The sequence below is a fragment of the Shinella kummerowiae genome, from assembly GCF_009827055.1.
In the GTDB taxonomy this organism is placed as follows: domain Bacteria; phylum Pseudomonadota; class Alphaproteobacteria; order Rhizobiales; family Rhizobiaceae; genus Shinella; species Shinella kummerowiae.
In genome coordinates this window covers 196,018-208,716 of sequence record NZ_WUMK01000005.1, presented here as the reverse complement: position 1 = coordinate 208,716, position 12,699 = coordinate 196,018, and the positions used below count along the sequence as shown (strand labels likewise).

The following is a 12,699-nucleotide window of genomic DNA, read 5'->3' as shown; positions in this document are numbered from 1 at the left end:
GGGGCAAGGGAAGCGTGCGCCTCCCCTGCTCGGGATGTTTAGAGGTGCTGTTCGCGGGCGCGCATGTCTTCGTATGCGGCCTGCTCCTTCTCGTAGTAGGCCGGCGACGGGAAGTCCCACCAACCGGTGGCGAAGGGACCTGCGGCATCGCGCGAGACGATGACTTCGACGAGGGCCGGGCCGCCGCACTCCAGCGCCGCCTTCAGGCTGCTTTCGAGATCCTCGTTCTTCTCGACCTTCCACGCCTGGAGGCCGAAGGCACGGGCAGAGGCGGTAATGTCGGCCGAGTAAGGCGCGCCATTGCCGGCGTGATGGTTGAACTCGGAGGCGATGTGGCGGCCCATGAACTTGCGCTGGCCACCCCGGATCGACATGTAGCCCTGGTTGTTAAGCACCAGGAACACCACGTTGATGCCGTTCATGACGGCCGTGCCCATTTCCGGCAGCGACATCATGAAGTCGCCGTCACCGACGATGGCGACGACCTGGCGATCCGGGCAGGCGAGTTTCGCGCCGAGTGCCGCCGGCACTGCCCAGCCCATCGGCGAATAGGAGCCGGAGGTGAGATGCGTGCGCGGGTCGTAGATCGGGAAGCTCTGCTTGACCGAGCCCTGCGTGTTACCGGAGCCGACGACGACGATGCCATCGCGATCCAAAACCTTGCGCAAAGCCATCAGCGGGCGCTGCGAGGTGAACGGTGTTTCCTGGCTGTTTTCGCGCGGTTCGACCAGCGCGCGCCAGTCGGCCTTGGCCTTCTGCACATCGGCGATAAATGTCTCCCGGCGCGACAGCATCTTCTGCGAGTCCGCGTCGGAAATTAGCGACAGGATCGCCTCCAACGTCACCTTCGCATCGGCGACGATGCCGACTTCCGTCTCGTAGTTCTTGCCGATCTCGCGCGGGTCGAGATCGATGTGGATGAGCTTGGCCGAGGGGATCGAGAATGAGACGCCCTTGGCATAGGAGGAGGCCGACCAGTCGGTGAAGCGGCAGCCGACGGAAACAACAACGTCGGCGGAAGCTGTGATCGTGTTGCCGCAGGTCGTGCCGGTCTGGCCGACAGCGCCGATGAACAGCGCGTGATCCTCGGAGATGGCGCCCTTGCCATTCCAGGTGATGGAGACGGCGGCACCGAGCTTTTCGGCGAGACGCGTGAGTTCAGCGGACGCATTCGCGGTAATTGCGCCGCCACCGGCGACGATGACCGGACGTTTGGCGCTCATCAGCACCTTCACCGCCGCCTCGATGGCCTTCGGGTCCGGGTAGGCGATACCGACCGGCAGCCGCTTCTGCAGCGGATGGATCGTGACATCCGCCGCCTCGACCTGCACGTTCATCGGCACTTCGACATGGACCGGACCCGGACGGCCCGTCAGCATTTCGCTGAAGGCACGGTGCATAATGCTTGGGAGGACCTGCACCGAATTTGCTTGCCAGGCGCGCTTCGTCACCTGCTCTGTAATGCGCGGAAAGGCGTTGTCCTGCTGGCGTTCCAGCTCCTGCATGGTGCCGTGCCCATGCATGTAGGTCTGTGGCGAGCCGGAGACGTAAAAGAGCGAGGTGGAGTCGCAATAGGCGGTCGCCAGACCGATGATCGTGTTGGCGGCGCCCGGACCGACGGAGGTCGAGCAGGCCATCGGCTTGCCGGAAGCGCGATAGTAGCCATCGGCCATGTGGACGGCGCTCTGCTCGTGCATTACCTGGATGAACGGGATCTCGGATCCCTCCTGCAGGAACGCGTCGAACAACGACCAGATGCCGTGCCCCGGCACGCCGGCAACATACTCGACGCCGTATTCCTTGAGCGCCTTCGCGACGACTTGGCCACCTGTCAACTTCATGGATCGACCCTCTTTAATCTCGTTATCGTTGTGTGCCGGAGACCAAACGATTGGAGCTCTTCCAGCGATGGGCTTATTGTTCGACGAGGCGCTGCGAGCCGCAAGTTCGCATCCATCGAAACGGTGACGCGACCTGACGCAGGACACGCGTTGTTCTGCTTCGCCGCTTGCCGGAAGCCGGGCCGTGGCGTTGCCCGGCTGTCCGATTTCGGGAGGTGAAATAGGAACAATTCGCCGCCGGCGTTTGCTGCCGGGATGCCAAGCCAAGCGGATGCCTATTCGCAGCATGAAGCACCAACCGCGCCAAGATGCGAATAAATAAAGTGCGCCGCGCACTTTCTCCGGGACGCACCCTGTGGCTTGCTCCATTGGGACACTTGCAGAATTCGGGGGGCACCACCGTGCAGAACCTTACCAGAGACCTGGCCTTCGCGGACGAGTTCATTTCCGCTCAGCTGGTTGAGAACGTTTCCGACTACGACGTGGCAGATGCCGTCGTGGTCAACATCAGCCCATCCCCGATGATTACCGGCGACGAGCACCCCGCCATCGTGCCGGCATGGAAATCCACCTGGCTGAAAGGTGGCCGCATTCGCTCGGCGGAGCGCGTGGCGATCATCAAGGTCGTCAAGCCGACCAATCTCGGCGGCTGCATGTTCCGCGGCTGGGACTGGCTGGGCAACAGAATCCGCAGCTTCCCGCGCGACACCCCGCTCTACATCTCGCCGCAGGACGAAATCGGCACGGTCACCATCGACCCGCGGGTTTTCACCAATGAGCGTGCCGCGGCCGAGGCGCCGCAAACCTTCACGATGAAGCTCAATCTTTGGTGGTCACCCGGCGATACCGATTGCTTCATTCACAACGAGCACCCCTTCCTGGAAACGCACACACAGATTTACGGGCTGGGCCGCATGCAGAAATTCAGGCAGCGCGACGAGGCGAGCCTCTATGAGGATGTCGTGATGCCGATCGGCTACTCGCACGATCCGTTCTGCCGGGTGACGGGTGAAAACCAGTGGACCTATCCATGGCACCGCTACTATGCGGACACGGACAGCGTCTGGCTCGCCGTCGAACTCCACCCCTGACGACAGCGCCGGCCAATGCCGGTGCTTCGGCCTAGCTCATCTGGATCATATCCGATCCGTCGCCCAGATATTGCAGCGCCTCGCGCGGGATTGCCGGGTCATTGCGATCAAGGACTGTCAGGTCCTTGAGGTGCTCTCGACGCAGCAGGCCTGGACCTCGATAGTGCAAGGCGACCTTCGTGGAATAGGGCTGGCGAAAGACCGTCGCGGCAATGCCGCTGGAAATGCCGAACATGAACTTCTTGGAGTTCCGCTTGACCTGCGCATAGACGCCGAACGTCAGTTCGTTCGACTGGATGCCCTCGAAATCCGCCGTGAAGAGGCGGTCGGCCAGGGGAAAGCAGAACCCGTAATATTTGAAGACATATTCCGTCTTCTTCGGATCATCGAAGCTCGGGAACCGCTCGACATAATAGTGCTGCAGAAACTCCTTGTTGCGGTAGATGCAGAGCGCGGACCGCAGCACGAACCCCTTGTAGATCGAGGAAAACTGGTAGCGATCGTAAATGCCGACGATATCGTTGTGGTCGGCATTGTTCTCGACGATCATCTCCGAGACGAAACGCGAAAACTCCGGCAACTGGCGTGCCGTCGCCATGGCGTGAAAGAAATTGCCTTCCACCAGCGTGCGGAACTCATCCGGCTCCGTAAAGAGCAAGGGCACGCTGAGGCCGAAATAGTTCGCGATGATCCGCAGGTTGGTGGCCGACGGAATATGAGCGCCGGACAGGTACTTGTTGAACTGCTGCCGGTTCACGTTGATCTTGCGGCAGACGGCCGCGACCGAGCCGTGCTGCTCGCAAAGCGTTTTTAGGTTTGCCGCCAGCGCGGCGCCGTCTCGTCCCAACTGATCCATCCCAACTTCCGATATATGACGCATTGTGACGCTCAATCTACTTCATATCGCTAATGACTTCAATCGTCTGCGAAGTTGTAGAGCGCGCGGCGACGGGTCAATCTCCGGATGATCAAGAGGAGGACGCGCCGTGCATTCCAGGCAAGAACCCGGATGGTCGGTCATGGGAACCGGCACCATCGCGACCGAGCATATGGTTGCGGCGATCCGTTCGGCCGGACATCACCCCCTGTGGGTCGTCAGCCGGAACAGGCACTATGCGACGGACTTTTCGCAGGACATGCAGATCCCCGGCATCGCCGTCGACGCACGGCGGTCCCTGCGGGACCCACGCATCGGATTTGCCTATGTCAGCGCGGTTCGCGACCGCCGCAAGCACTACATTCTCGCGGCTGCGGCGGAACACAAACACGTTCTTTGCGACGGCCCGATTGCCGGCACGAGCCGCATGGCCGCCACCCTCGTCGAGGCATGCAAGGCGGCGGGCATCATTCTCGCGCTCAACCAGCCCTTTCGCACGATGGCGCCCCATCGGACCATGCGCCGCTTGGCGCAGGACGGCGAGATCGGCACGGTGCAGTCGCTTCTCATCGCCCGCGGCGCGCCGTACCAGCCCCCGCCGAACCGGCATCTCGACGAGCGTGCCGACCGAAGCGATGCACTTTTCGAATTGGCCGTCGACAGCGTCGACCTGGCGCGGTTCGTGACCGGCCAGGAACCGGCGACGGTGACCGCCCTTTCGGCCGCACCGCCGGGTACCGAGGCCGACCAGTCGTCCTATGCGATCGGTATGTCCGGTGGCGCGATCTTCCAATGTTATGAAAGTTTCACCACCGCGGAATTCGAGAGCATCGTCATGCTCGCCGGCGATCGCGGAACGCTCATCGCCCACGGGACCCTCAGCGGAAAGGGATCCGGCACGCTGGTGCGCCGGTTGAACGGCCGCAACGAACTCATTCCCGTACGCGACCGCGATCCGCACGTCACGACGATCGAAGCCTTCCTCGCCCTGCCGCAGACCCCCGCGACATGGATGTCGCTCGGCGACGACAACGTCATTGCCCTGCGCACCGCAGAAGCGGTCTCTGCCGCCCAAAAAAAACGCCCTGTCGCCGTTGGCGGCCAGTGACGCACGACCGAACACGAGAGGCCCAAAGCCATGCCCCGCACCCAGAACCAGCTCATCTTCCATTCGATGGCCTCCAGGCCGAACACGCTGGCGATCGATATCGAGATTGCAACACGCCTCGGCTTCGACGGCCTCGAAACCTCCGGCAACAAGATCAAGGCGTTTCTCGATGCCGGCTTCACGACGCAGGATCTCAAGACGCGTCTTGGTCACCTTTTCCTCCCCGGCATCGGCTTCCTGATCGACCTCGAACGGCAGGGTGATGCCCGCCGGCAGATGCTTCGCGAAGCCGAAGAGCTCTGCGTTCTCGCGTCCGCGGCCGGCGCGAAAGGCATCGAAGCCATCACCGGTCCGTTGGACATCCGGATCTACGAGGCCGGCGCTGCCGCACGCTACCCCGAGCTGTATCGGGGCCTTGTCGATCTGCCGACCGACACCCAGAGCGAGCTGACGGCCGCCAACCTCCAGGCGGTCGCGGATATCGCTGCGTCGCATGGATTGCTGGTCTACCTTGAGGCCCTGTCCTGGACCCCGCTCAACACCATGGACGCGCAACTGCGCGTCCTCGACCGCTGCAAAGGCGACAATGTGCGGATCGTCGTCGACTTCTGGCACGCCTACACGTCCGGAGACACACCGGAGCGCATCGCACGCCTGGACAAGGAGCTGATCTATGGCGTGCATCTGTGCGACTCCCTGCTCTATACCGGCGGCATTCCGAACGAACCGGTGCTGCGCGACGTCCCCACCGGACGGGGCGTTCTCGACCTTCAAAGCTGGGTGGGTGCCGTGAAGTCGACCGGATATGCCGGATGGTGGAGCTGCGAACTGTTCTGCAACCGTCAGCATCAGGACAACAGCTTTGCCGTCGCCAGCGACCTGAAGGCGCTCATGGAGCGCTTGATACCGGCGTGAAGGGCTAGGTGCGGGCTTCGCGACGCCCGCCCGTGGCCGCATCGAACAGATGCAGTCGCTCCGCTGGGAAACGCAGGTTTACGGCCTCACCCAGCCTGAAGTTGCCGGTATCGGGCGTTCGGGCGACGATGCGGCCGATCTCCGTGGCGAAGAACCACAGCTTTTCATGGCCGAGATTTTCCGTGCCCTCGACCGTTCCCGTCATGAAGGGCCCTTCCCCTGTGTTGAGAAGAACATGTTCCGGCCTGACGCCAACAGTAATCGCGGCCGGCACCTGGCCTTCCATCGGCAGGCGGATCTCACCGAACCGGATACCACCCTCGTCGGCGCGGCCGTCGAACAGGTTCATCGGCGGCGAGCCGATGAACTTCGCGACGAACAGATTGGCGGGACGGTGATAGACCTCTTCCGGCGTGCCGAACTGCATGAGGTTGGAATGCCCGGTCTGTGCGAGAGGCGCGAGCACGGCGATGCGGTCACCCATCGTCATCGCTTCCACCTGATCGTGGGTGACATAGATCATCGTCGAGCCCAGCTCGCGATGCAGCCGGCTCAGTTCGGAGCGCATGGCGGCACGGAACTCTGCATCAAGGTTTGACAGAGGCTCGTCAAACAGGAAGACGGCCGGCTTGCGAACGATCGCGCGGGCGAGCGCCACGCGCTGGCGCTGGCCGCCGGAAAGCGCGCCCGGCCGCTTGTGCAGATGGTCGCTCAGTCCCACCATGCGCGCAACATCCGCGACATTCGCGCGGATCTTCTCCTTCGGCTCACCACGCAGCCGCATCCCGAAGGAAATATTGTCGGCGACCGACATGTGCGGGAACAGCGCATAATTCTGGAACACCATGGCCACATCGCGCTTGGCGGGGTCGACATCGTTGACGACCTTGTCGCCAATGGAAACCCGGCCGGAGCGACCTTCCTCGAGGCCCGCGATCAGCCGCAACGTCGTCGACTTGCCGCAGCCAGACGGTCCGACGAACACGACGAACTCGCCCGACTTGATATCGAGATCGAGATTGCGAACGACATCGACGGAGCCATAGGAAATATCGATGCCTTGAAGGGAGACGGCAGACATGTTTTGCGATCCTTGATCTGATTACTGGATGCAGCTTACTTCACCGCGCCGAGGCTGAGCCCCTGGACGATGCGCCGCTGTGCCAGGATGGCGAACAGCGCCATGGGCAGGATGATGATGATGGACGCCGCCGACATCGCGCCCCAGTCGATGGAGGCATAGCCGCGGAAACCGGCGACGGCGAGCGTCACGGTCTGCGCCTTGTCGAAGGTCAGCGCGAGCGCGATGGTGAGTTCGTTCCACATCTTGATGCTGTTGAGGATGACGGTGGCGGCGATGCCGGGGGCGGCGATCGGCACATAGATCGTCCAGACAATGCGCCACGTCCCCGCCCCTTCGAGCCGCGCCGCCTCGGCGAGCGCTTCCGGGATATCGGCGAAGAAGGCGCGCAGCAGCCAGATCGTGAAGGGCAGCGTGAAGACCTGGTAGATCAGCGCCAGTCCGATCACCGTGTCGTAGAGGCCGATGCTCTGGAACAACACGTACATCGGCACGATGAACAGGAATTCCGGCAGCATGTAGGAGATGAGCAGCCAGATCAGGATCGTCCGCCGCCCGGGCACATGCCGCTTGTTGAGATAATAGGCGGCGGGAATGCCGGCGGCGAGCGCGAGGATGTTGCCGAGCGCACAGACGATCAGGCTGTTGAAGAAGGCTCCGGAGAAACCGGTCGCCGACCAGGCCTTGCCGAAATTCTCCCAGACCGGCGAGAAGAACCAGACCGGCGGCATGGCGAAGGCATCGACCCGCGTCTTGAGCGCGATGGTCAGGATCCAGAAGATCGGAAAGACCGACACGGCAACGGCCACGACAGCAACCGCATAGGGCCAGAGCTTGCGGCGGAAGGAAGCGGAGGCGCTCATGCCTTTTCTCCGTCGTCGGTATCGATCATCAGGTAGATGATGCACAGGGTGAGGATGATCAGCGAGAAAACCACCGCAATCGCCGCGGACTCGCCGAACTTGTAGGATTTGAAGGCCGTCTGGTAGGCGAGCGTCTGCACGCTTTCCGTAGCTCTGAGCGGCCCACCGCCGGTTGTGCCGAAGATGATGTCGAAAACCTTCAGCGTATCGATGGTGCGGAAGATGATGACGGTGATCAGCACCGGCTTCAGCATCGGCAGGGTGACGTGGCGAAAGGTCTGGAACGGCGTCGCTCCCTCCAGCCTTGCGGCCTCGAACGGCTCGGTCGGCAGGCTTTTCAGCGCGGACGACAGGATGATGAAGGTAAAGGCCGTCTGCCACCAGGTATCGATCATGATGATCGACGGCATGGCGGTCGGCACCGTGCCGAGCCAGGCGGGGCCGACAATGCCGACAAGCGACAAGAGATAGTTGACGATGCCGAGCGTCGGATCGAGCATGACCTTCCAGATCAGCGAGACGGCGATGCCTGAGACCATCAGCGGCAGGATCATCAGCGTGCGGATCAGGCCGGCACCGATGCGGATGCGGTTGATGGCAAGCGCCAGGCCGAGACCGAGCAGGGTCTCGATAACCACGGCAAAGACGGCGAAATAGAAGGTATTGAACAAAGCCTTCGGGAAACCGGTGCCCGAGAGGATGCGCACGAAATTGCGGAACCCGACGAATTTGGCCTCGGAACCCCAGTTCCACTGGAGGAGCGAGAGATAGCCGGCATAGATCACCGGATAGAGCGTTCCTGCGGCCAGCAGCAGCAAGGCCGGCGCGATCAGCCAACGGATATGTTTGTCTCGGTGCATGGTCGGTAGGGTCCTGCTTTGGGAAAAACGGGGCCGGGCATGCCGGCCCCGCGAAATCGGCCTATTCGAGCGTGTCCTGAACGTTCGTCTGAAGCTCCGCCACGGCGTCTTCGGGCGCGGTGCCCTGATAGATCTGGTGGATCGCATCGACGACCAGGAGCACCACATCGCTCCAGCCCTGGCGGAAGACCGAGGTCGGCCGCGTGTGCTGCATCTGGGTCTTCACCGCCGCGACATAACCGGCATCGAGGGCCTTGACGTAATCAGCGTCGGCCCAGGAGGAATCGCGCGGTGCGCCGCCTGTCGCCACGCCCAGCGCTGCCGTCATCTTCTTGTTGGTCGCCCACTGCACGAACAGCCAGGCGGCATCCTTCTTCGCCGAATTCTTGGCGATCGAAATGCCCCAGGACCAATGGCCGCTATAGCCGATGTCCCCGGTGGACGCCGGCAGCGGCGCGTAGCCGACCTTGCCGGCAATCGCCGAGGTCTTCGCATCCTCGAAGCCTGGACCGAAGACCGAAGCGTCGACGAAGAAGGCGGCATTGCCCTGCGAGAAGAAGCGGCTCGCATCTTCCCAGCCATAGGACAATGCGCTCGGCGGCCCGGCTTTCAACAGGCCGGCATAATAGGAAAGCCCCTTGGCAATGCGCGGATCGTTGAAACGCGGCTTCGACCAGTCACCGTCGAACCAGATGTTGTAGGGAAGGCTTGCCGGCTCGCTGCCCCAGGCGTCGAGCACGATGCCGGTCATGGTATCGACCAGTTCGGCGGAGCGCTTGCCACGCATCGAGGCGCCAAAAATCTTGCCCTCGCCCTTGGCGCTGATGTCGCCCGCGGCTGCAATCAGCTCATCCATCGTCGCCGGCACTTTGCCGCCGAGATATTTTTCGACCAACTCCTTGTTGTAGAACAGCGTATAGGCCTCGAAGGAGATCGGGATCGCGTAGAGCTGCGGATCAGGCTGACCGACAGGGAACGACGCACCCGCGCGAAAACCTTCCGGATAGTCGGCGAGGTCATAGGCCGCATCCGTCTTGGCTGCGTCGTCGAGATAGGGCGTCAGCGGCTCGACGGCGCCAGCTTCCCACTGCGTATAGAGCGCGGAGTCCATCTGGACCATGTAGACGTCCGCGACGGATTCCGCCGAGCGGACCGCGAGGTTCATGCGGTCGGAATAGAGATCTTCCGCGAAGGCGTCGATTTTGACCTTGATGCCGGTCTCGGCTTCGAACGCGCCGACATGTTTGCGCAGCTCGGCCGTCCACGGGTGCTCGCTCAGGAGAACCGTGATTTCCTGGCCGGACTGCTGTTTCCAGTCCATCGCAAAGGCGCTTGTGGAGAGGGCTAAAGCCGACCATGCGGCTGTCAGCGTGAGAAATCCCCTTCGTTTCATTGTTCTGCTCCCGGTTGGTTTTAGCGGCATGCAGCAAGTTGTTCGCTTGACAACTTGTTACTACATGTTAAACACCAGCTAACACAGGCCGGTAGCGCTGTCTAGTGCCCGGGCCAAAACGACGACCGACAAGAAAGCCGGCCTGGATGTTTCGCCGGACCGAAGGACGCGGCAGACTATCCGGCAGACCGCGGGCATGAAGGGAACGAGATGATCAAGAGCACCCAGGAATTCGACTATGTCATCGTCGGCGCCGGCTCGGCGGGCTGCGTGCTGGCCAATCGCCTATCGGAAGATCCGGCCGTCTCCGTCTGCCTGCTCGAAGCCGGCCCGAGCGACCGCAGCATCTTCATCCAGATGCCGGCGGCGCTGACATTCCCCATCGAAAGCGATCGCTACAACTGGAAATTCGAGAGCGAGCCCGAGCCGGAACTGCACGGCCGCAGCATAGGACAAGCGCGCGGCCGCGGGCTTGGCGGCAGTTCCTCCATCAACGGCATGGTCTATGTGCGTGGCGCACGGCAGGACTACGACAGCTGGCGCAGTCTCGGTGTCGAAGGCTGGGATTTCGACGATTGCCTGCCCTATTTCCAGAAGTTGGAGAGCTTTGAGGGCGGCCGTGATCCGATGCGTGGCGGTTCAGGCCCGATCAGCGTGGTGCGCAGCAAGGCCGATCATCCGCTCTACCGCGCCTTCCTTTCGGCCGGCCAGGAGTTCGGCCTTCGCGATGCCGGCGACTACAACAGCGGTGAACAGGATGGCGTCCATATTACCCAGGCGACCATCCGCGACGGCGTGCGCTGCAGCACCAGCCTCGCCTATCTCGCACCGGCACGTCGCCGCCCGAACCTGACGGTGATGACCGGATGCCTCGTGGAAAAAATTCTTGTCGATGGCCGCACGGCCGGCGGGGTCACCCTTTCCCAACGTGGCGAACGCAAGATGATCCGTGCAGCGCGCGAAACCATCCTGTCGGCCGGAACGGTCGGTTCGCCGCATCTCCTGATGCTCTCCGGTATCGGTGACCGTACAGCACTGAACGAGCACGGCATTGCCAGCACCGCGCACCTGCCGGGCGTCGGCGCCGACTTGCAGGACCATGTCGTCGCCCCCTTGCGCTTCACCTCGCCCGGCGGCGTCTCCATCCGCCGGCAACTGAATATGGTCGGCCGGCTGAAGCTCGGCATCGAATGGCTGCTGTTCAAGCGCGGCCTCGGCGCCACCAACTTTTTCGAGGTCGGCGCCTTCTTCAAAAGCAGCGACGCCATCGACTATTTCAACATGCAGCACGAATTCCTGCCGTTCCTGGCGGACTTCCAGTCCGGCAAGGTGACCATCTCGGAGGGTTTTCAGTACTTCGTCAGCCAGATGCGGCCCTATAGCCGCGGCCGGATCGCGCTTAAATCGGCCGACCCCGCAGCAAAGCCGTCCATCCGCTTCAATTATCTGACCGACCGGCGCGACACTCTCGAAATGGTGGACGGCGTCCGCAAGACGCTGGACATGGCGAACCAGTCCGCCTGGTTGCGCTACAAGGGTGCAGCGGTCGATACGCCGGAGCGCACGGCGTCCGACGCCGAAATTGAGGCATGGCTTCGCACCGTCGCCAACACCGAACATCACCCCACCAGCACCTGCCGCATGGGTTCGGATGACCTCGCCGTCACCGACTCGGCAGGACGCGTCCACGGGTTGGAGAAATTGCGCATCGTCGATGGTTCGATCCTGCCGCGCGTTCCGTCCGCCAATATCAACGCCCCGATCATCATGGCCGCCGAAAAGATCGCTGCGGCCATGACGCGAGGCTGAACCGGAAAGGTACGCTCCACAGGCGGTATTCTTGCCCGCTTGTCTCGACATGTTAGAGACTAGGGACCTGAGTGCCGTCGAAAAGGAGGACATCGATGACCGAAACCTGGCTGAAGAAAAAACCGATCCGCAAAAGCGGCGCCGTGCCCATGTATGCGCAGGTGGCGGAGATCCTCGATACGGAGGTGAAGTCGCGCAACGGCGCGCATTTCGCCCTGCCGTCCGAGGGGGAGTTGTCGCGGGAATTCGGTGTCTCGCGCGTCACCATCCGCCAGGCGCTCAAGCAACTGGAAACGCGCGGCGTGATCTACAGCGAACATGGCCGCGGCTATTTCAGCACCGCCTCGCGCATGCGCGGCGTCTCGGGTTTCCACAGCTTTACCAGGGAAGTGCAAAAGCTCGGCGGCAAACCGGGATCGACCATCGTCTCCTATGACGAAAAACAGCCGCTCCCGCCCGCCTTCCGCAAGCACCTCCAGACCGAGGGCGAGAGCAAGCCGGATTTCATCGTTCTGCGCCGGGTACGCACGATCGATGGCGACCCGGTCGCGCTGGAGGACGCCTATCTGCCGATGGCGCTCTATCCGTCGGCGAACCGCGCCATGTTCGAGGGCGCTTCGCTCTATACGGAAATGACGGCGACCTGGGGCATCGTTCCCACCTGGACGGACGCGCTGTTTGAACCGGCGGCTGCGACGGCGGAAGAAGCCGGCCATCTTCGGATCGAGCCCGGCGCACCCATCCTTATCGTCTGGCGCGTGACCGTCACCGACACCGATCAGGCCATCGAATATGTGAAGTCCGTCTACAAGGGCGACGGCTTCATGCTCAACGTCAACCGTTATCGCCTCTAGGAGCAGA

At 62.5% G+C, this 12,699-nt stretch carries 11 protein-coding genes; 5 read left to right on the top strand and 6 right to left on the bottom strand.

From position 1 onward, the window contains the following. Positions 1 to 38: 38 nt before the first annotated feature. The gene (locus GR138_RS14690; protein ID WP_160859995.1) at positions 39 to 1,841 is read right to left on the bottom strand and encodes a thiamine pyrophosphate-binding protein; all 1,803 of its coding nucleotides are present in this window, start codon (positions 1,839 to 1,841) and stop codon (positions 39 to 41) included. A gap of 401 nt (positions 1,842 to 2,242) precedes the next feature. Between GR138_RS14690 and GR138_RS14685 the strand changes: the two genes are divergently transcribed. Then, complete coding sequence (locus GR138_RS14685; RefSeq protein WP_160859994.1) at positions 2,243 to 2,932, top strand: hypothetical protein; 690 nt, start codon at positions 2,243 to 2,245, stop codon at positions 2,930 to 2,932. 31 nt (positions 2,933 to 2,963) lie between these two features. Here the strand turns inward: GR138_RS14685 and GR138_RS14680 are convergent, their stop codons facing one another. Continuing rightward, positions 2,964 to 3,788, bottom strand: coding sequence for a helix-turn-helix domain-containing protein (locus GR138_RS14680; RefSeq protein WP_160859993.1), 825 nt, complete (start codon positions 3,786 to 3,788; stop codon positions 2,964 to 2,966). A 130-nt stretch (positions 3,789 to 3,918) separates the two neighbouring features. On the opposite strand from GR138_RS14680, the gene GR138_RS14675 reads away from it, so the two are divergent. Then, entirely contained in the window at positions 3,919 to 4,917 is a 999-nt protein-coding gene (locus GR138_RS14675) for a Gfo/Idh/MocA family protein (protein ID WP_338091094.1), read from the top strand. Positions 4,918 to 4,947: 30 nt separating this feature from the next. Next, on the top strand, positions 4,948 to 5,832 hold the full coding sequence (locus GR138_RS14670; protein WP_160859992.1) for a sugar phosphate isomerase/epimerase family protein: 885 nt from the start codon (positions 4,948 to 4,950) through the stop codon (positions 5,830 to 5,832). 4 nt (positions 5,833 to 5,836) lie between these two features. Here the strand turns inward: GR138_RS14670 and GR138_RS14665 are convergent, their stop codons facing one another. The 4 genes from GR138_RS14665 to GR138_RS14650 all read right to left on the bottom strand — a co-directional run bounded on the left by GR138_RS14665 (position 5,837) and on the right by GR138_RS14650 (position 10,029). Continuing rightward, entirely contained in the window at positions 5,837 to 6,913 is a 1,077-nt protein-coding gene (locus GR138_RS14665; protein WP_160859991.1) for an ABC transporter ATP-binding protein, read from the bottom strand. A 35-nt stretch (positions 6,914 to 6,948) separates the two neighbouring features. Further along, positions 6,949 to 7,776 carry a carbohydrate ABC transporter permease gene (locus tag GR138_RS14660; protein ID WP_160859990.1) on the bottom strand — a complete coding sequence of 276 codons (828 nt, stop codon included), beginning with the start codon at positions 7,774 to 7,776 and terminating at the stop codon, positions 6,949 to 6,951. Continuing rightward, positions 7,773 to 8,636, bottom strand: a complete 864-nt coding sequence (locus GR138_RS14655; protein WP_160859989.1) for a carbohydrate ABC transporter permease — start codon at positions 8,634 to 8,636, stop codon at positions 7,773 to 7,775. The genes GR138_RS14660 and GR138_RS14655 overlap by 4 nt, the downstream gene beginning before the upstream one ends. Before the next feature lie 61 nt (positions 8,637 to 8,697). Beyond that, positions 8,698 to 10,029 carry an ABC transporter substrate-binding protein gene (locus GR138_RS14650; protein ID WP_160859988.1) on the bottom strand — a complete coding sequence of 444 codons (1,332 nt, stop codon included), beginning with the start codon at positions 10,027 to 10,029 and terminating at the stop codon, positions 8,698 to 8,700. A gap of 210 nt (positions 10,030 to 10,239) precedes the next feature. On the opposite strand from GR138_RS14650, the gene GR138_RS14645 reads away from it, so the two are divergent. Together GR138_RS14645 and GR138_RS14640 are read left to right on the top strand one after the other, a co-directional pair. Beyond that, entirely contained in the window at positions 10,240 to 11,838 is a 1,599-nt protein-coding gene (locus GR138_RS14645; RefSeq protein WP_160859987.1) for a GMC family oxidoreductase, read from the top strand. A gap of 95 nt (positions 11,839 to 11,933) precedes the next feature. After that, positions 11,934 to 12,692 (top strand): GntR family transcriptional regulator, encoded by a 759-nt coding sequence (locus GR138_RS14640; RefSeq protein WP_160859986.1) that lies wholly within the window; start codon positions 11,934 to 11,936, stop codon positions 12,690 to 12,692. Positions 12,693 to 12,699 lie beyond the last annotated feature (7 nt).

Coding starts and splice junctions, on each gene's coding strand:
- GR138_RS14640 (WP_160859986.1), top strand. CDS start 11,934: ATGACCGAAACCTGGCTGAAGAAAAAACCGATCCGCAAAAGCGGCGCC.
- GR138_RS14670 (WP_160859992.1), top strand. CDS start 4,948: ATGCCCCGCACCCAGAACCAGCTCATCTTCCATTCGATGGCCTCCAGG.
- GR138_RS14680 (WP_160859993.1), bottom strand. CDS start 3,788: ATGGATCAGTTGGGACGAGACGGCGCCGCGCTGGCGGCAAACCTAAAA.
- GR138_RS14660 (WP_160859990.1), bottom strand. CDS start 7,776: ATGAGCGCCTCCGCTTCCTTCCGCCGCAAGCTCTGGCCCTATGCGGTT.
- GR138_RS14645 (WP_160859987.1), top strand. CDS start 10,240: ATGATCAAGAGCACCCAGGAATTCGACTATGTCATCGTCGGCGCCGGC.
- GR138_RS14690 (WP_160859995.1), bottom strand. CDS start 1,841: ATGAAGTTGACAGGTGGCCAAGTCGTCGCGAAGGCGCTCAAGGAATAC.
- GR138_RS14655 (WP_160859989.1), bottom strand. CDS start 8,636: ATGCACCGAGACAAACATATCCGTTGGCTGATCGCGCCGGCCTTGCTG.
- GR138_RS14650 (WP_160859988.1), bottom strand. CDS start 10,029: ATGAAACGAAGGGGATTTCTCACGCTGACAGCCGCATGGTCGGCTTTA.
- GR138_RS14665 (WP_160859991.1), bottom strand. CDS start 6,913: ATGTCTGCCGTCTCCCTTCAAGGCATCGATATTTCCTATGGCTCCGTC.